This is a genomic window from Micromonospora sp. WMMD708, from assembly GCF_049315245.1.
GTDB lineage: Bacteria > Actinomycetota > Actinomycetes > Mycobacteriales > Micromonosporaceae > Micromonospora > Micromonospora wenchangensis.
Window position 1 is genome coordinate 6,231,301 of sequence record NZ_CP186060.1, and the last position, 18,984, is coordinate 6,250,284.

Consider the following 18,984-nt stretch of genomic DNA (forward strand, 5'->3'; position numbering starts at 1 on the left):
CGTGTCCGCCGGTTATTACGCGCCGTGACCCCGAACGGTTCAGCGGTGACTGCTGTTCACATCCGGTTCACACCGAGTCCGGTGGCCGCTCACCCCGTCCTGGCAGCGTCCGGCCGGTACGCACGTCGCGCAGGTGACAACGGCGTGCCACCGACCTGCTTCCAGGAGGCTTTCTTCCATGAGCGACCGTCCCCGGCTGCTCCCGCTGCTCGGCACCACCCGGCACGGCAGCCGCGATGCGATGACCTGCCTGTACCGCTGCGGCAACGCCTGCGACCACCCGGTACCCAACACCTCCGGCAACACCTACTTCGGCGACCTGGTCGAGGGGGAGGTGACCCGGCGGGGCGTGGTCCGGGCGGGTGCGGTGGGCGCGCTGGTGCTCGGCTTCGGCGGTGCCGCCGCCGGTGCGTTGGCCGGGGCCGCCCCGGCCGGTGCCGCGCCGGCCACCCCGGTGGTGCCGGAGGTGGCCGACCCGACCGCGCCGCAGCGCGGCGTCGGCACCGGCGCGCTGACCTTCAAGCCGATCCCGCCGAACCAGCTCGACACCCTGGTCGTCCCCAACGGGTACGACCACCACGTCGTCATCCGCTGGGGCGACCCGGTGCTGCCCGGTGCACCCCGGTTCGACCTGCACGGGCAGACCGCCGCCGCCCAGGCCAAGCAGTTCGGCTACAACAACGACTTCGTCGGGGTGCTGCCGCTGGACCGGCGGGGCAGGCGGGCGCTGCTCGTGGTCAACCACGAGTACACCAACGAGGACCTGATGTTCCCCGGCTTCACCGGCCTGGACAACCTCACCGTCGAGCAGCTGCGCACCGCGATGGCCGCGCACGGCATGTCCGTGGTGGAGCTGGAGCGGGTGGACGGCACCGGGCAGTGGCGGGCGGTGGGCCAGGGGCGGCGGCCGTACAACCGGCGGGTCACCGCGCTGGCCACGAAGTTCGAGCTGACCGGCCCGGCCGCCGGCTCGGCGTGGCTGCGTACCGCCGCCGACCCGAAGGGCCGCACGGTGGTCGGCACCCTGAACAACTGCGCCGGTGGGGTCACCCCGTGGGGGACGGTGCTCTCCGGCGAGGAGAACTTCAACCAGTACTTCGTCGGGGCCGACGCCGCGCCCGCCGAGCTGAAGCCGAAGTTCGACAGGTACGGCATCACCACCACCGCCCGCTACCCCAGCGGCAGCCGTAGGTGGGAGCGGGCCGACGAGCGGTTCGACCTGGCGAAGCACCCCAACGAGGCGCACCGGTTCGGGTGGATCGTGGAGATCGACCCGTTCGACCCGGAGAGCCGCCCGCGTAAGCACACCGCGCTGGGCCGCTTCAAGCACGAGGGCGCCAACGTGATCGTGGCCCGCGACAAGCGGGTGGTCGCGTACATGGGTGACGACGAGCGCTTCGACTACCTCTACAAGTTCGTCTCCGACAAGAAGTTCATGCCGGGCGACTCCTGGGTGGCCCGCAAGAACAACCTGACCCTGCTGGAGTCGGGCACCCTCTACGTGGCGCAGTTCGGCCAGACCAGCGCCGCCGAGATCGACGGCTCGGGCAGGCTGCCCGCCGACGGCGCGTTCAACGGCACCGGCCGGTGGATCAGGCTGGTCAGCGGCAACCGCTCGTACGTCGACGGGATGACCGCCGCCGACGTGCTCACCTTCACCCGGCTCGCCGGGGACAAGGTCGGCGCGACGAAGATGGACCGGCCGGAGGACGTCGAGCCGAGCCTGCTCACCGGCAAGGTGTACGTGGCGCTGACCAACAACTCCGACCGGGGCAAGGCCGGCAAGCCGGCGGCCGACGAGATCAACCCGCGCAACCTCAACAAGCACGGGCAGATCCTGGAGCTGGTCGAGGACCGGGGCGACAACACCGCGGAGTCCTTCACCTGGTCGCTGCCGATCGTCGCCGGTGACCCGGCCGACCCGTCGACCTACTTCGCCGGGTACGACAAGACGAAGGTCTCGCCGATCTCCTGCCCGGACAACGTCGCCTTCGACGCCACCGGCAACCTCTGGATCTCCACCGACGGCAACGCGTTGGGCAGCAACGACGGCCTGTTCGCCACCGCCGTCGAGGGGCCGGAGCGGGGGCACCTGAAGCAGTTCCTCACCGTGCCGCTGGGTGCGGAGACCTGCGGGCCGTTCATCACCGGCGACAACCGGTCGGTGTTCGTCGCCGTGCAGCACCCTGGTGAGATCACCGGCGCGTCGGTGGAGAAGCCGGCGTCGACCTGGCCGGACGGCGACTACGCCAAGCCGGGCGTGGTGGTCACCTGGCGGCTCGACGGCGGCCCGATCGGCAGCTGACGCGCCCACCCCGGGCCGGCCCCGCCGGGCCGGCCGCGAAGGCCCTCTTCCGCTGCGGTCCGGGAGGGGGCCTTCGCCCGCGCGCCGGTGGGTGCCTTCGCCCGCGCGCCGGGCGTTGCCTCAGCCTGCGCGCGCCGGACGGTGCCCCCGGTGGGCCGGGGCCTCCGCCTGTGCGCCGCCGGGCGGGTCAGAGGTCGGCGGCGATGCCGTCGGCGACCGCGCGGGCGGCGGTGAGCAGCTTGGCGCGGACCACCCGGGCGGAGGTCATCATCTCGCTGGCCGGCAGGGCGCAGGCCAGCACCACCCGTCGTTCCATGTCCTTGTCCGGGGTGACCAGGACGGCGGCGCACGCCACCCCCTGCCGGAACTGCCCCAGCTCCAACTGCATGCCCCGCCGGTCGCCGGCGGCCAGATCCGCCTCGAACGCCTCGGGGGTGGTCAGGGTGGCGGTGGTGAACGGCCGCATGCCGTAGTCGCGCAGATAGCGCAGGCGCTGCTCGGTGGTGAGGGTGGCCAGCAACGCCTTGCCCAGGGCGGTGGCGTGCGCGCCCTCGTCGAAGCCGGGGACCATGTCCTCCAGGTACGGCGAGCGGGCCCCCTCTGCGACGGCGGTGACCGCCACCTGGCCGCCGACGAACCGGCCCAGGTAGTGACTCCACCCGGTGTCGACGGCGGCCCGCCGCAGCGACTCACCGACCGCCGCCGGGCCCCGGAAGGCGGTGACCAGTTCCCGGTACCGGTCGGCGATCTCCAGGCCGACGATGTAGGTGCCGTCCTCCCGCCGGATCACGTAACCCTCGTAGGCCAGGGTGCGCACCAGGTGGTACGTGGTGGCGACGGTCAGCTCGCACCGCCGGGCGATCTGCTTGACGGTCAGGCCCTTCGGGGCACGACCGACCGACTCGAGCACGCGTAGCGCGCGGGACACACTTCGGATCAGATCCGAAGGTTCCGCCAGGGGGTCACGCACAACCACCTCCGCAGCCGGGGACTTACACCATATGAAAAACCCGGCCGAGACGGAACGCCCGTTCGGGTGGAGGACGCCAGATCAGGCGGTATACGGCGGGTTCCCAGGCGACACGCCGAGCGTTGTCAGGAACACGACTCGCGTAGGTTGGGCCCACGATGACCCACACCGCCCCCAGCCGTACGCCGGCACTACGTCCCCTGCGGGTCGGCGGCGGCGCGGTCGCCACCACCGTCGCCAGCGTCCTGCCGGTCTTCCTGGTCGGCGGGCTCGCCGTGCAGATGGGCGACGATCTGGGTTTCTCCCCCGCCGGGCTGGGCCTGGCCGTGTCGGTCTACTTCGGCGTCAGCGCGCTCGCCTCGGTGCCGTCGGGCCGGCTGGTGGAGCGGATCGGCCCGGCCGTGGTGGCCCGCGCCGCCATCGGACTCGCCGCCGGCTGCCTGCTCGCCATCGCCGGCCTGGCCCGCTCGTACCCGGTGCTGGTCGGCCTGCTCGCGCTCAGCGCCGCCGCCAACGCGCTCGGCCAACTCGCCAGCAACGCCGCGCTGGCCCGGCACGTGCCCGCCCGGCGGCAGGGCCTGTCGTTCGGGGTGAAGCAGGCCGCCATCCCCGCGTCCACCCTGCTGGCCGGGGCGGCGGTGCCGACGATCGCCCTCACCGCCGGCTGGCGCTGGGCGTTCGTGGCCGCCGCCGGGGCCGCGTTGGCCGCGCTGCCGGCCGTACCCCCGCAGCCGGCCGGACCGGTACGGGAGCGCGCGGCGCAACGCGGCGGCGGGGCCACCACGGCGCTGGTGGTGGTCGGCGTGGCGGCCACCCTCGCGGCGGGGGCAGCCAACGCGCTGGGCACCTTCGTGGTCGACTCGTCGGTGCACCGGGGCCTCGCCCCCGGCCCGGCCGGGCTGGTGCTCACGCTGGGCGGCGCGGTCTGCGTGGCGGCCCGGATCGGCGTCGGTTGGCTGGCCGACCGCCGGGACACCGGTCACGTCGCGCTGATCGCCGCGATGCTGGTGGTCGGGGCCGTCGGGTTGGGGTTGCTGGCGGTGGCCGGGGCGGTGCCGCTGACCGTCGGGGTGGTGCTCGGCTTCGGGTTGGGCTGGGCGTGGCCCGGCCTGATGAACTTCGCGGTGGTCCGGCTGCACCCGCAGGCCCCGGCCGCCGCCACCTCGATCACCCAGACCGGGGTGTACGCCGGCGGCTGCCTCGGCCCGCTCGGGCTCGGTGCGCTCGCCGGGGCCGGCGGCTACCCGGTGATGTGGCTGACCGCCGGGGCCGCCATGCTCCTCGCCGCCGTCCTCATGCTCACCGGCAGCAGGTTGCTGCGCCGCTCCGCCACGCCCTGAGCGGGCCGGACCGACCCGGGTGGCGCGGGGTTCAGCCGGTGCGGTCGGCGATGTAGTCGCAGAGCGATTCCAGCGCCTGCCGGGCCGGAATCCGGGGCAGCGGCGTCAACTGGGCGCGGGCGTCCTCGGCGTAGCTGCGGACGGTCTCCCGGGCCCGCTTGAGCGCCGGGGACTCCCGGAGCAGGCCGAGCGCCTCGGTGTGCAGCGCGTCGTCGACCAGCGGGCCGGTGGCCAGGATCTCCCGCAGCCGCACCGAGGCCGCGTCGGAGTCGTCGCCGGCCAGCGCGTAGAGCACCGGCAGGGTCGGCACCCCCTCCCGCAGGTCGGTGCCGGGCGTCTTGCCCGACTGCATCGACTCGGAGGCGATGTCGAGCAGGTCGTCGGAGAGCTGGAAGGCCACCCCGATGGTCTCGCCGTAGCCGGCGAGGGCCTCGGTGTACGCCTCGGCCGCCCCGCCGAACATGCCGCCGAACCGGGCCGAGGTGGCGATCAACGAGCCCGTCTTGTCGGCGATCACCCGCAGGTAGTGGTCGACCGGGTCCTGGGTGCGGGGGCCGACGGTCTCGGCGATCTGCCCGTGCACGAGCCGGGCGAAGGTGCGCGCCTGGAGCCGTACCGCCTCCGGACCGAGGTCGGCGGCGATGTCGGCGGCCCGCGCGAAGAGGTAGTCGCCGACCAGGATGGCCACCGAGTTGGTCCAGCGGGAGTTCGCGCTGGGTGCGCCCCGCCGCACGGCGGCCTCGTCCATCACGTCGTCGTGGTAGAGGGTGGCGAGGTGGGTGAGTTCCATCACCACGGCCGCCGGCACCACCTGCCGGCCCGCCGGGTCGCCGAACTGCGCGCCCAGCGCCACCAGCAACGGCCGGAACCGCTTGCCGCCCGCCTCGACGAGGTGCCGGGCCGCCTCGGTGACGAGCGGGTCGGCGCTGGACACGCTGGCCCGCAGCTCCACCTCGACGTCGTCCAGCAGGCCCAGCACGGACGCCTCGACCCGCGGATCGGCCAGGTGCACGCCGAGCGCGCCGACCTGACCCGTGCCCGCCCGGCCCCGACGACCACCGGAGCCGACGGCACCTGAACGCTCCCCCGTCGGAATCACCACGCCATCAACCATGCCACACCCGTTCGACCTGCTCCGGACGGGGGATACGGCCGTGGGGCCGGCACGCCTGAGCGCACCGGCCCCACGGCCGAACGGAACGGATCACCTGACGAACGCTGCGGCATCCGTCGCCAGGTCGAGCAGGGGCGCCGGCAGCACGCCGAGGATCAGGGTGGCGGCCACCCCGATCATCAGGGCGGTGGCGGTCAACCCGCCCGGCACCGCGACGGTCGGGGTGCTCTCGCCCGGCTCGGAGAGCCACATCATCACCACGACCCGCAGGTACGGGAAGGCCAGCACCATGCTGGTCAGCACACCGGCCACCACCAGCCAGGCGTGCCCGCTCTCCAGCGCCGGGCCGAAGACCGCGAACTTGCTCATGAAGCCGCTGGTCAACGGGATACCGGCGAAGGCCAGCAGGATGAAGGTGAAGACCCCGGCGTAGAACGGCGAGCGGCGACCCAGCCCGGCCCAGCGGGACAGGTGGGTGGCCTCCCCGTCGGCGTCGCGGACCAGGGTCACCACGGCGAACGCGGCGAGCACCGAGAAGCCGTACGCGGCCAGGTAGAACATCGTGCCGGAGACACCCGCGCCGGTCGGGGCGAGCACCCCGACGAGCAGGTACCCGGCGTTGGCGATCGACGAGTACGCCAGCAGCCGCTTGATGTCCGTCTGGGTGACCGCCAGCACCGCGCCGATCAGCATGGTGAGCACCGCCACCACCCCGAGGACCGGGGTGAAGTCCCAGGCCGCCTGGTCGAACGCCACGTGGAAGACCCGCAGCAGGGCACCGAACGCGGCCACCTTCGTGCAGGCCGCCATGAAGCCGGTGACCGGGGTGGGCGCGCCCTGGTAGACGTCCGGGGTCCAGACGTGGAACGGGGCGGCGGCGGCCTTGAACAGCAGGCCGATGGCGATCAGCGCCATCCCGGCGAACAGCAGCACCTCGCTGGCCGGGGACTCGTTCACCGCGGCGTGCACGGTGGCGAAGTCGACGCCGGCGGACCGGCCCGGGATGCCGGCGGTGAAGCCGTACACCAGGGCCACGCCGAACAGGAAGAACGCCGAGGCGTACGCGCCGAGCAGGAAGTACTTCATCGCCGCCTCCTGGCTCAGCAGCCGCCGGCGACGGGCCAGCGCGCAGAGCAGGTAGAGCGGCAGGGAGAAGACCTCCAGCGCGATGAACATGGTCAGCAGGTCGTTCGCCGCCACGAAGATCAGCATGCCGCCGATCGCGAAGCTGGTCAGCGGGTAGACCTCGGTCGCCCCGTTGCGTCCCTCGGCCTGCTGCCGGTCGTCGGCCGACTCGGCGGTGACCGCCGCCTGGGCGACGAACGCACCGCCGCGCTCCACCGACCGCTCGCCGATCAGCAGCAGCGCCATCGCGGCGAGCACCAGGATGGTGCCCTGCAGGAACAGGGTGGGACCGTCCACCGCCAGCGCCCCACCCGCCGTGACCCGCCGGACGTCGGCGCTGAGCACCACCATCACCAGCGCGGCGAGCACCGCCAGCAGGGACAGCGAGAGCTGCACCAGGTGCCGGCGGCGGCGCGGCACGAACGCCTCCACCAGGACGCCGAGCAGAGCGACCCCGAGCATGATCAGGATCGGGGCGATCGCCGCGTAGTCGATCGACGGCAACTTGAGTTCGGTCACTGCGGATGCCGCCTTTCGTTCGCGACTGCGGGGCTCACTTCGCAGCCTCCTGGACGCTGCCGACCTCTGGGGCGGGATCGGTCTTGCCGACGTCCTGCATGGTCGCCTGGACGGCGGGGTTGATCACATCGGTGACCGGCTTGGGGTAGAAGCCGAGCAGCACGATCAGGGCGATCAGCGGAGCGACCACGGCCTTCTCGCGCAGGGTGAGGTCGCGGTGCATCGCCTTGACCTCGGTCAACTCCGGGTTGAGCGTGCCCTGGGTGGTGCGCTGCACCATCCACAGCACGTACGCGGCGGCCAGGATGATGCCCAGCGTGGCGATCACCGCGACCGGCTTGTTCACCGTGAAGGTGCCGATCAGCACCAGGAACTCGGAAACGAACGGCGCGGTGCCGGGCAGCGCCAGCGAGGCCAGACCGGCGAAGAAGAGCACCCCCGCCAGCAGCGGGACCAGCTTGCCCGCCCCGCCGAAGTCGGAGATCAGCGACGATCCGCGGCGGGCGATGAGCATCCCGACGACCAGGAACAGCAGGCCGGTGGCGAGCCCGTGGTTGAGCATGTAGAGCACCGCGCCGGTGCCCGCCTGGGTGGTGAAGGCGAAGATGCCGACCCCGATGAACCCGAAGTGCGCGATCGAGGTGTACGACACCAGCCGCTTCAGGTCGGACTGGCCGACAGCCAGCAGTGCCGCGTACAGGATGCCGATCAGCCCCAGCGCCAGCGCCCACGGGGCGAACCACTTCGACGCCTCGGGGAACAGCGGCAGGCAGTACCGCAGGATGCCGAACGTGCCGACCTTGTCCAGCACGCCGACCAGCAGCGCGGCGGCACCCGCCGGGGCGGCCCGACCGGCGTCCGGCAGCCAGGTGTGGAACGGGAAGAACGGCGCCTTGATCGCGAAGGCGAGGAAGAAGCCGAGGAACAGCCAGCGCTCGGTGCCGGTGGAGATGTCCACCTGGGTCAGCGCCTGCCAGTCGAAGGTCTTGCCGCCGACCACCCACAGGCCGATCACGGCGGCCAGCATGAACAGCCCGCCGACCAGCGAGTAGAGGAAGAACTTCACCGCCGCGTACTGCCGCTGGTGGCCGCCGTAGCTGCCGATCAGGAAGTACATCGGCACCAGCATGACCTCGAAGAACACGTAGAACAGGAAGACGTCGGCGGCGGCGAAGACGCCGATCATCGTGGATTCGAGGACGAGCAGCAGGGCGAAGTAGGCAGGCACCGACCGCTTCGACGCGTCGGCGTCGTGCCAGGACGCCAGGATCACCAGCGGCACCAGCACCGCGATCAGCATCAGCATGACCAGCGCGATGCCGTCGACGGCGAAGGTGAACCTGACGTCCCAGGTGGGGATCCACGGGTACGACTCGCGGAACTGGAGCCGGTCACCGTCGGCGGAGAAGGTGACCCACATCACCACCGACAGCGCCAGCACCAGCAGCGACCAGCCGAACGCCACCTGCTTGGCCAGGTCGGGCCGGCGACGCGGCAGGAAGGCCACGACCAGGGCGCCGACCAGCGGTGCCACGGTCAGCACCGAGAGGAACGGGAAGTTGGACATTATGCGGCCTTACCTCCGTCGTGGATGCGGGGCCCGCCGGCGGGGGCGGTCGCATTGAGGTCGATCACGCCAGCCACCCCGCCTGCACCGCCAGGAACGCCGCCACCACGAGCAGCGCGCCGGTCAGGATCGAGGTGGCGTACGACCGGACGAAGCCGGTCTGCCACCGCCGGAGCCGACCCGAACCGCCCCCGACCCCGGCGGCCAGGCCGTTGACCAGCCCGTCGACGCCCCGGTTGTCGAGGAAGACCAGCGCCCGGGTGAGGAAGATGCCCGGCTTCTCGAAGACCACCTCGTTGAAGGCGTCCGTGTAGAGGTTGCGCCGGGCAGCGGTGACCAGCACCCCGGCCGGCTGCGGCGCGGTGGCCGTGCCGTTGCGGAACAACGCCCACGCCAGCCCGGCGCCGAGCACCGTCACCACCAGCGACAGCGCGGTCAGCAGCCAGTGCGGCAGCACCGCCGCGTGCTCGGCGTGCTCGCCGCCCAGGCCGGCGGTGGCGGTCAGCCAGTCCGGAACGGAGGTGGCGAGCAGGAAACCGGCACCGACCGAACCGATCGCCAGCAGGATCAGCGGGATGGTCATCAGCTTCGGCGACTCGTGCGGGTGCTCGATGTCCTCGGTCCACCGCTTCGGGCCGTGGAAGGTCAGCACGAACAACCGGGTCATGTAGAAGGCGGTCAGGCCCGCGCCGAGCAGCGCCGCCCCGCCGAACAGCCAGGCCGTCCAGCCCTCCCGCTCGAACGCGGCCACGATGATCGGCTCCTTGGAGAAGAAGCCGGAGAACGGGAACATGCCGATGATGGCGAGCCAGCCCATCATGAAGGTGATCCAGGTGATCTTCATGTACTTCGCCAGTCCGCCGAAGCGGCGGATGTCCACCTGGTCGTTCATGCCGTGCATGACCGAGCCGGCACCGAGGAACATGTTGGCCTTGAAGAAGCCGTGCGCCAGCAGGTGCACGATGGCCAGCGCGTACGCCGCGCCGCCGAGGCCGACGCCGAGGAACATGTAGCCGATCTGGCTGACCGTCGACCAGGCCAGCACCCGCTTGATGTCGTCCTTGGCCGCGCCGATGACGCAGCCCATCAGCAGGGTCAGCGCGCCGACGCTGACCACCACGAGCTGGAGGGTCTCGTTGGCCGAGAAGATCGGGTTGGACCGGGCGATCAGGTAGACGCCCGCGGTGACCATGGTGGCGGCGTGGATGAGCGCCGACACCGGGGTCGGGCCCTCCATCGCGTCCGGCAGCCACGCCTGGAGCGGGAACTGACCGGACTTGCCGGCCGCGCCGAGCAGCAGCAGCAGGCCCAGCACCAGCACCGTGCCGCTGGCCAGCCCGCCGACGGAGGAGAAGACCTCGTCGTACTGGGTGGTGCCGAGGGTGGCGAACAGGATGAAGATGCCGATCGCCAGGCCGGCGTCGCCGACCCGGTTCATCAGGAACGCCTTCTTACCGGCGGTGGCCGCGCTCGGCCGCCCGTACCAGAAGGAGATCAGCAGGTACGACGCCAGACCGACGCCCTCCCAGCCGAAGTAGAGCATCACGTAGTTGTTGCCGAGCACCAGCAGCAGCATCGCGGCGACGAAGAGGTTGAAGTACGCGAAGAACCGTCGCCGGCCCTCGTCGTGCGCCATGTACTCGACCGCGTAGAGGTGGATCAGGAAACCCACCCCGGTGATCAGCAGGACGAAGACCGCGGCCAGCGGGTCGAAGAGCAGACCGAAGTCCACCCGCAGGTCGCCGACCGTGATGAAGTCCCAGAGGCTCAGCTCGACGGACTTGTTCTCCAGCCCGCGCAGCTGGAAGAACGAGGTGAGCCCCAGCACGAACGCGGCGCCGATCGCGGCCACGCCCAGCCAGTGCCCCCAGCGGTCGGCCCGCCGGCCGAGCAGCAGCAGGATCGCCGCGCTGGCCAACGGGATCGCCACCAGCAGCCAGACGCTGCTCAGCAGGCCGTCCGCCGCCGCGTAGGTGACGGCGCCGGTCGGCTCTGCCTGGGCGTACGTCAGAATCTCATCCACCGCAGGGCCCCTTTAGTACTTCAGCAGGTTGGCGTCGTCGACGCTCGCGGAGCGTCGGGTCCGGAAGATCGACATGATGATCGCGAGCCCGACCACGACCTCGGCCGCCGCCACCACCATCACGAAGAACGCCATGATCTGTCCGTTGAGGTCACCGTTGATCCGGCTGAAGGTGACCAGCGTCAGGTTGGCCGCGTTGAGCATCAGCTCGACGCACATGAACAGCACGATCGCGTTACGCCGTACCAGCACGCCGACCGCGCCGACGGTGAACAGCACCGCGGCCAGGATCAGGTAGTAGTCGGGGGTCACCGGACCGACCTTTCGTTCGCGACTGCGGGGCTCCGCTTCGCTGCACTCCTCGCGCTCACCGGGGCCACTCCGCCGTTCGCGACTGCGGGGCTCCGCTTCGCTGCACTCCTCGCGCTCACCGTTCCGTCCCCTTCAGGGTGGTTTCTTCGGCGGTCAGCTCCCGCTGCGGCAGGATCGCCGGGGTGCTGCGGTCGGTCAGCCGACCGTCGGGCAGCCGGGCCGGGGTGGCCACCGAGGAGGAGGTGGCGAAGACGCCCGGACCGGGCTTCGGGCCGGGGTAGTTGCCGGGGCGGAACCGGGCCTTCATCGTGGCGACCTGGTCCATCTTGTCTTCCTTGCGCCGCTCGATGTGCGCCAGCACCATCGCCCCGATCGCCGCCGTGATCAGCAGCGCGGAGGTCAGCTCGAAGGCCAGGACGTACTTGGTGAACAGCAGCCGGGCGATGCCCTGCACGTTGCCCTCCGCGTTGGCCTGGTCCAGGCCGACGGCGGTGACCCCGTTCAGCGCCCGGTACAGGCCGGTGCCGACCAGCCCGGCGAAGCCGAGCCCGAGCACCACCGCGGCGACCCGCTGGCCGCGCAGCGTCTCGATCAGCGAGTCGGAGGCGTCCCTGCCGACCAGCATCAGCACGAACAGGAACAGCATCATGATCGCGCCGGTGTAGACGATGATCTGCACCATGCCGATGAACGGCCCGGCCTGGAGCACGTAGAACACGCCCAGGCAGAGCATGGTGAGCACCAGGAACAGCGCCGAGTGCACGGCGTTTCGCGCCCAGACCATGCCGATCGCGCCGATCAGCGCCAGCGGGGCGAGGATCCAGAAGGTGACCTCCTCACCCCCGGACACCTGGCCCGCCGCGGCGAGCACCGTGGACGTGTTCATGCTCCGGCTCCCTTGCCCGCCGCCCGCTGGGCCGCCTGCTCGGCACCCGGGAAGGTCACCCCGGGGTGCTCCTCGACCTGGTAACGGCCGGGCCCCATCGGCGACTGCTCGGCACCGGCCGAGGTGCCCGGGTTGGTCAGCGCGCCGACGTAGTAGTCCTTCTCGCTGTCACCGAGCCGCATCGGGTGCGGCGGCTGCTCCATGCCCTCAAGCAGCGGAGCGAGCAACTGCTCCTTGGTGAAGATCAGGTCCTGCCGGTTGTCCCGGGCCAGCTCGTACTCGTTGCTCATGGTCAGCGAACGGGTCGGGCAGGCCTCGATGCAGAGCCCGCAGAAGATGCACCGGGCGTAGTTGATCTGGTAGACGCTGGCGTACCGCTCACCCGGCGAGAAACGCTGCTCGTCGGTGTTGTCGCCACCCTCGACGTAGATCGCGTCCGCCGGGCAGGCCCAGGCGCACAGCTCGCAGCCGATGCACTTCTCCAGGCCGTCCGGGTGCCGGTTGAGGATGTGCCGCCCGTGGTAGCGCGGCGCCGAAACCGGCGGCTTGAACGGATAGTCGGTGGTGACGACCTTCCTGAACATGTGCGAGAAGGTGACCCCGAAGCCCTTGAACGTTCCGGTGATCGCGCCCACGTCACACCTCCCTGGAGTCCGAGCCGGTGGCGATGTTGGCCGGCTCCCGCTCGGCGACCACGCGCTTGGTGCGCGGGCTCGGTGGTACCTGTAGATCCAGCGGGGGCAGCGGGAAGCTGCCGTACGGCCGGTTGTCGGCCTGTTCCTGCGGGGTCGGCTTCGGGGCCGGCTTGCGGCTCGGCCACAGCAGCGTCGCCAGCAGCAGCACGCCCGCACCGATGGCGGTGGCGAGCAGCCGGTCCCGCGACTGCCAGTCCTCGATGGAGCGCAGCCCGGAAAGGACGAGGATCCAGACCAGGTTGATCGGCAGCAGCACCTTCCAACCGAAGCGCATGAACTGGTCGTAGCGCAGCCGGGGCAGGGTGCCCCGGAGCCAGACGAACACGAAGACCAGCATCAGCACCTTGCCGAAGAACCAGAGCATCGGCCACCAGCCGGTGTTGGCGTCGCCCCACAGGGTGATCGGCCAGGGGGCCCGCCAGCCGCCGAGGAACAGCGTCGTGGTCACCGCGGACATGGTCACCATGGCCACGTACTCGGAGAGCATGAACAGCGCGAACTTCAGCGAGCTGTACTCGGTCATGAAGCCGGCGACCAGCTCCGACTCCGCCTCGGGCAGGTCGAACGGCGCCCGGTTGGTCTCGCCGACGGTGGCGATGAAGAAGATGATGAAGCTGGGCAGCAGCAGGATCGCGTACCAGCCCGGTGCGGGGATCTCGACGCCGCCGATGGTGAGCCGGGTGGCGTCCCCCTGGGCGGCGACGATCCCGCTGGTGGACATGGTGCCGGCGGTCATGAACACCGCGACGATGCTCAGCCCCATCGCGACCTCGTACGAGATCATCTGGGCGCTGGAGCGCAGGCCACCGAGCAGCGGGTACGTCGAGCCGGAGGCCCAACCGCCGAGCACGATGCCGTAGACGGCCAACGACGAGCAGGCCAGCAGCACCAGCACCGCCACCGGCACGTCGGTGACCTGCAACGGGGTCCGGTGGCCGAAGATGCTCACCATCGGGCCGAACGGGATCACCGACAGCGCGGTGACCGCGCAGACCACCGAGATGACCGGGGCGAAGAAGTAGACCACCTTGTCGGCGGCCTTCGGGAGGATGTCCTCCTTGAAGGCCATCTTGAGGCCGTCGGCGAGGGTCTGCAGCAGGCCGAACGGGCCGACCTGGTTGGGGCCGGGCCGGACCTGCATGTAGCCGACTACCCGCCGCTCGAACCAGACGCCGAGCAGGGTGGCGAGCAGACCGAAGACGAAGGCGAAGACGATCTTGATCAGGACCAGCCACCACGGGTCCCTGCCGAAGTCCGCCAGTGTCGGGTCCTGCGCCAGGAGGGTGTTCACTGTGCACCTCCGGAGATCCGTACCACCGTGCCGGACGCGACGCCGAGGCTGCGCCGTACGGTCGAACCGGGCGAGTTGGTCGGCAGCCAGACGACGCCGTCGGGCATCTCGGTGATGGCCGCCGGCAGGGTGACCGCACCCCGGTCGGTGCCCACCGTGACCGGGTCACCGTCGGCCACACCGAGCGACTCGGCGGTGCCCTTGCCCAGCCGGACCACCGGCGGGCGGGCGGTGCCGGCGAGGTGCTCGTCGCCGTCGGTGAGGCTGCCCAGGTCGATCAGCTGGTGCCAGGTCGCCAGCACCGCCTCGCCAGCACCCGGCTGGGGCACGGTCGCCGGGGCGACCGACGGGCTGACCGGCCGGTCCGCCCGGGTCGGCGGCAGCGCGCCCAGCTCCCGGCGGATGCTCGACACGTCGCCGGTGCCGAGCCGGACGTCGAGCTGCGCGGCGATCGCGTCCAGCACCCGCGCGTCGGTCATCGCGGCGGTGTGCAGCACCGCCTCGAAGGTCCGCAGCCGACCCTCCCAGTCGAGGAAGCTGCCGGCCTTCTCGACCACCGGGGCCACCGGCAGCACCACGTCGGCCCGGCGGGCCACCGCCGAGTTGCGCAACTCCAGGCTGACCAGGAAGGGCACCGCGTCGAGCGCCTGCTCGGCCAGCCTCGGGTCGGCCAGGTCGGCCGGGTCCACGCCGGCCACCACCAGGGCGCCGAGCTGGCCGTTCGCGGCGGCGGCCAGGATCTGGCCGGTGTCCCGACCGGCCTGGCTGGGGATCACCCCGGCCGGGATGTCCCACGCCTCGCCCAGTTCGGCGCGGGCCGACGGTTCCGTCACCGGACGCCCGCCGGGCAGCAGGTTGGGCAGGCAGCCCGCGTCGACCGCACCCCGGTCGCCCGCACGCCGCGGCACCCAGGCCAGCTTCGCACCGGTACGCCGGGCGACGTCCGCGGCGGCGGAGAGGCCACCGGGCACGCCGGCCAGCCGCTCGCCGACGAACAGGATCGCGCCCTCGGCGCTCAGCGCCTCGGCCACCGTGTCGTGCTCGGCGAGTACGCTCGCCTCCTCGCCCGGCACCACCCGGGCCAGCTTGGCCCCGAGCTTCTCCAGGCCCCGGGTGGCGAACGGGGCGATCGCGTAGACCGTCAGCTTCTTCTTCAGGTACGCCTTGCGCAGCCGCAGGAAGAGGATCGGGCACTCCTCCTCCGGCTCCAGCCCGACCAGCACCACCGTGGACGCCTTCTCCACGTCGGCGTAGGTCACGTCGGTGACCCCGGCGACGGTGCTGGCCAGGAAGTCGGACTCCTCGCGGGAGACCGGCCGGGCCCGGAAGTCGATGTCGTTGGTGTTCAGGGCGACCCGGGCGAACTTCGCGTACGCGTAGGCGTCCTCGACGGTCAGCCGGCCGCCGGTCAGCACCGCCGTGCCGCGACCCTCGTCGCGGGCGGCCCGCAGCCCGTCGGCGGCCCGGGTCAGCGCCTCGCTCCAGGACGCCTCCCGCAGCTCACCGGACTTCTCGTCGCGGACCAGCGGGGTGGTGAGCCGGTCGAAGGCGCGGGTGTACTGGAAGCCCCACCGCCCCTTGTCGCAGTTCCACTCCTCGTTGACCTGCGGGTCGTCCCCGGCGAGGCGGCGCAGCACCTTGCCCCGCCGCCAGTCGGTGCGCTGCGCGCAGCCGGCCGAGCAGTGCTCGCAGACGCTCGGGCTGGAGACCAGGTCGAACGGGCGGGCCCGGAACCGGTACTGCGCCCCGGTGAGCGCACCGACCGGGCAGATCTGCACGGTGTTGCCGGAGAAGTACGAGTTGAACGGGACGTCGCCGGAGTCGCCCTCCGCGCCGTACGCGTCGTCCCGGTAGATGTTGATCTCCTCGGCGGACGACCGGCCCATCAGGTCGATGAACTTGTCGCCGGCGATCTCCTCGGAGAACCGGGTGCAGCGCTGGCAGAGCACGCAGCGCTCCCGGTCGAGCAGCACCTGGGTGCTGATCTCCATCGGCTTCTCGTACTCCCGCTTGTGCTCGTGGAAGCGGGAGTCGGTGCGGCCGGTGGACATCGCCTGGTTCTGCAGCGGGCACTCACCACCCTTGTCACACATCGGGCAGTCCAGCGGGTGGTTGACCAGCAGCAGCTCCATCACCCCCTCCTGCGCCTTCTTGGCGACCGGGGAGGTGAGCTGGGTGCGGACCACCATGCCCTCGGCGACGGTCTGGGTGCAGGAGGCGACCGGCTTACGCTGCCCCTCCACCTCGACCAGACACTGCCGGCAGGCGCCGGCCGGGGCCAGCAGCGGGTGGTCGCAGAACCGGGGGATCTCGGTGCCCAGCTGCTCGGCGACCCGGATCAGCAGCGCCCCCTTGGGGGCGGTGACCTCGACGCCGTCGATGGTGAGCGTTACGGTCTCGGCGGCCTTCGCCACGTCAGTCATCAGTGGGCTCCAACCAGCTGCTTGTCGGAGAGCTTCGGCGCGGTACGCCCCTCGATGTAGTCGAGGTAGTCCTGCTTGAAGTACTGCAACGACGAGGTCACCGAGCTGGTCGCGCCGTCACCCAGACCGCAGAACGAGCGGCCGAGGATGTTGTCGCAGGTGTCGAGCAGGGTGTCCAGGTCCTCGTGGGTGCCCTGGCCGGCCAGGATGCGCCGGTAGACCCGGACCATCCAGTAGTTGCCCTCCCGGCACGGGGTGCACTTGCCGCACGACTCGTGGTGGTAGAACTCCAGCCACCGGTAGGTCGCGTAGACCGGGCAGTCCTGGTCGGAGAAGATCTGGGTGGCCGTGGTGCCCAGGATCGAGCCGGCCGCCGCCACCCCCTCGAAGTCCAGCGGCACGTCCAGGTGCTCGGCGGTGAGCAGCGGGGTCGACGAGCCACCGGGCGTCCAGAACCGGAGCTGGTGACCGGGCTGCATCCCGCCGGCCAGCTCGATCAGCTCGCGCAGGGTGACGCCCAGGCCGCACTCGAACTGGCCCGGGTTGGCGATCCGACCGGACAGCGAGTAGATCATCGGGCCGGACGACTTCTCGGTGCCCATCGACTTCCACCAGTCCGCACCGCCCAGCACGATGTACGGCACGCTGGCGATGGTGCCGACATTGTTGACCACCGTCGGGCTGGCGTACAGGCCGTGGGTGGCCGGGAACGGCGGGCGGAGCCGGGGCTGGCCCCGGAACCCCTCCAGCGAGTCCAGCAGCGCCGTCTCCTCGCCGCAGATGTACGCCCCGGCACCGGAGTGCACCACCAGCTCCAGGTCGAACCCGGTGCCCAGGATGTTGCGCCCCAGGTAGCCCTTGGCCTGCGCCTCGGCCACCGCGTTGCGCAGCCGGCGGGCGGCGTGCACCGCCTCGCCCCGGATGTAGATGTAGGCCCGGCTGGCCCGGATCGCGTACGAGGCGATGATGACCCCCTCGACCAGCGAGTGCGGGTCGTGGGTCATCAGCGGCAGGTCCTTGCAGGTGCCCGGCTCGCCCTCGTCGGCGTTGACCACCAGGTAGTGCGGCTTGCCGTCGCCCTGCGGGATGAAGCCCCACTTGAGGCCGGTGGGGAAGCCCGCGCCACCCCGCCCGCGCAGGCCGGAGTCCTTGATCAGCTGGATCAGGTCGTCCGGGTGGGCCTTGAGGGCCTTGCGCAACGCGGCGTAGCCGTCGAGCTTCTCGTAGGTGCCGATCCGCCAGGCGTCCGGGGAGAGCCAGCGGCGGGTCAGCACCGGGGTCAGCTTGGCCAGGGTCTCCGGCCGGGGAGTGGTCACTTCTGGGCCCCCGTCTCGCTCGCGACGGCGGAGCCCGCGCCGGCAGCGCCCGTTTCCGCCTCGGCTTCCTTGAGGTTGCGCTCCTGCGCGCCGGCTTCGTCGCCGGCGGGCTTGCCGTCACCGGCGGGGGCGTTCGCGGCCACCCCGGCCGCCTGCGCCGCCTGCGCGTCGCGGCCGGCCGGTGGCGCGCCGTCGGTCGGGACCCGGGTGCCGGGGGCGTCCGGCACGGCGGTGGCCGCGTCGGGCTGCCGGGTCTCGGCGGTACGCACCTGCGGCGACTTGTCGTCCGGGGCCTTGACGTCCGGCGCGGTGCTGCCGGTGACCTGCTCCGGCTTCGCCGCCGGGGTGGCCGGCGCGGGGGCCTTGGCGGCTTCGGCCTTCGCCTTGGCCTCGGCGGCGGCCCGGTCGGCCTCGGCCTTGCTGCGGATCGGGGTCTTCGGGTCGTAGCCCGGTGCCGTGATCCCGTGCTGCTCGGCCAGGCGCAGGCCACGCAGGGTGGCCTCGCCCGGTCCGCCGTCGGCGACCGCGCCCTCGCGCTCGTCGGCGAAACCGGCGAGCTGGACGGCCATCTCCTTGAGGGTGCAGAGCCGGGCGCCCCGGGTCGGCATCGGCCGGCCACCGGCGCGCAGCTCGTCCACCACGCCGACGGCGCCCTGCGGGTCGACGCCGTCGAAGAAGTCGTAGTTGACGGTCATCACCGGGCCGTAGTCGCAGGCCGCCAGACACTCGGCGTGCTCCAGGGTGATCTTCCCGTCGGCGGTGGTCTCGTCGTGCCCGACGCCGAGGTGCTCGGCGAGCGTGTCGTAGACCTCCTGCCCGCCGAGCACGTTGCACATCGTGTTGGTGCAGACGCTGACCAGGTAGTCACCGGTGGGCCGGCGCTTGTACATGGTGTAGAAGGTGGCCACCGCGCCGACCTGGGCCTTGTTCAGCCCCAGCACCTCGGCGCAGAACGCCACCCCGGCCGGGGAGACGTAGCCCTCCTCGGCCTGTACCAGGTGCAGCAGCGGCAGCAGCGCCGAGCGGGACCGGTCGGCCGGGTACCGGGCGATGATCTCCCGCGCCCGGACCCGGGTCTCTTCAGTGAAAACACTCATC

14 protein-coding genes are annotated in these 18,984 nt (G+C 71.6%); 2 read left to right on the plus strand and 12 right to left on the minus strand.

The window, feature by feature from the left end; all coding sequences use genetic code 11:
- Window positions 1–178: 178 nt before the first annotated feature.
- Window positions 179–2,305, plus strand: a complete 2,127-nt coding sequence (locus ACN260_RS27495; RefSeq protein ID WP_422753718.1) for a PhoX family protein — start codon at window positions 179–181, stop codon at window positions 2,303–2,305.
- Window positions 2,306–2,492: 187 nt separating this feature from the next.
- Here the strand turns inward: ACN260_RS27495 and ACN260_RS27500 are convergent, their stop codons facing one another.
- Window positions 2,493–3,275, minus strand: coding sequence for an IclR family transcriptional regulator (locus ACN260_RS27500; RefSeq protein ID WP_422753719.1), 783 nt, complete (start codon window positions 3,273–3,275; stop codon window positions 2,493–2,495).
- Between the two features lie 158 nt (window positions 3,276–3,433).
- Here ACN260_RS27500 and ACN260_RS27505 point away from each other — a divergent pair, with 158 nt between their 5' ends.
- Entirely contained in the window at window positions 3,434–4,615 is a 1,182-nt protein-coding gene (locus ACN260_RS27505) for an MFS transporter (RefSeq protein ID WP_422753721.1), read from the plus strand.
- 31 nt (window positions 4,616–4,646) lie between these two features.
- Here ACN260_RS27505 and ACN260_RS27510 read toward each other — a convergent pair whose 3' ends face one another.
- The 11 genes from ACN260_RS27510 to nuoE all read right to left on the minus strand — a co-directional run bounded on the left by ACN260_RS27510 (window position 4,647) and on the right by nuoE (window position 18,983).
- On the minus strand, window positions 4,647–5,729 hold the full coding sequence (locus ACN260_RS27510; RefSeq protein ID WP_422753722.1) for a polyprenyl synthetase family protein: 1,083 nt from the start codon (window positions 5,727–5,729) through the stop codon (window positions 4,647–4,649).
- Between the two features lie 90 nt (window positions 5,730–5,819).
- On the minus strand, window positions 5,820–7,373 hold the full coding sequence (gene nuoN / locus ACN260_RS27515) for an NADH-quinone oxidoreductase subunit NuoN (RefSeq protein ID WP_204925777.1): 1,554 nt from the start codon (window positions 7,371–7,373) through the stop codon (window positions 5,820–5,822).
- A gap of 34 nt (window positions 7,374–7,407) precedes the next feature.
- The gene (locus ACN260_RS27520) at window positions 7,408–8,940 is read right to left on the minus strand and encodes an NADH-quinone oxidoreductase subunit M (RefSeq protein WP_422753723.1); all 1,533 of its coding nucleotides are present in this window, start codon (window positions 8,938–8,940) and stop codon (window positions 7,408–7,410) included.
- A 64-nt stretch (window positions 8,941–9,004) separates the two neighbouring features.
- Complete coding sequence (gene nuoL / locus ACN260_RS27525; protein ID WP_422753724.1) at window positions 9,005–10,963, minus strand: NADH-quinone oxidoreductase subunit L; 1,959 nt, start codon at window positions 10,961–10,963, stop codon at window positions 9,005–9,007.
- Between the two features lie 12 nt (window positions 10,964–10,975).
- On the minus strand, window positions 10,976–11,275 hold the full coding sequence (gene nuoK / locus ACN260_RS27530) for an NADH-quinone oxidoreductase subunit NuoK (RefSeq protein ID WP_067300503.1): 300 nt from the start codon (window positions 11,273–11,275) through the stop codon (window positions 10,976–10,978).
- Between the two features lie 115 nt (window positions 11,276–11,390).
- Window positions 11,391–12,161, minus strand: coding sequence for an NADH-quinone oxidoreductase subunit J (locus tag ACN260_RS27535; protein ID WP_088646150.1), 771 nt, complete (start codon window positions 12,159–12,161; stop codon window positions 11,391–11,393).
- The gene (nuoI, locus tag ACN260_RS27540; RefSeq protein ID WP_088646151.1) at window positions 12,158–12,796 is read right to left on the minus strand and encodes an NADH-quinone oxidoreductase subunit NuoI; all 639 of its coding nucleotides are present in this window, start codon (window positions 12,794–12,796) and stop codon (window positions 12,158–12,160) included. The genes ACN260_RS27535 and nuoI overlap by 4 nt, the downstream gene beginning before the upstream one ends.
- 1 nt (window position 12,797) lies before the next feature.
- Window positions 12,798–14,147: an NADH-quinone oxidoreductase subunit NuoH gene (gene nuoH, locus ACN260_RS27545; protein WP_088646152.1), complete on the minus strand. Its 1,350-nt coding sequence runs from the start codon at window positions 14,145–14,147 to the stop codon at window positions 12,798–12,800.
- Window positions 14,144–16,570 (minus strand): NADH-quinone oxidoreductase subunit G, encoded by a 2,427-nt coding sequence (locus ACN260_RS27550; protein WP_422753725.1) that lies wholly within the window; start codon window positions 16,568–16,570, stop codon window positions 14,144–14,146. The genes nuoH and ACN260_RS27550 overlap by 4 nt, the downstream gene beginning before the upstream one ends.
- A complete protein-coding gene (gene nuoF / locus ACN260_RS27555; protein ID WP_422753726.1) occupies window positions 16,570–17,886 on the minus strand; it encodes an NADH-quinone oxidoreductase subunit NuoF in 1,317 nt (438 codons plus the stop codon). The genes ACN260_RS27550 and nuoF overlap by 1 nt, the downstream gene beginning before the upstream one ends.
- The gene (nuoE, locus tag ACN260_RS27560) at window positions 17,883–18,983 is read right to left on the minus strand and encodes an NADH-quinone oxidoreductase subunit NuoE (RefSeq protein ID WP_422753727.1); all 1,101 of its coding nucleotides are present in this window, start codon (window positions 18,981–18,983) and stop codon (window positions 17,883–17,885) included. Before nuoE ends, nuoF begins: the two co-directional genes overlap by 4 nt.
- Window position 18,984 lies beyond the last annotated feature (1 nt).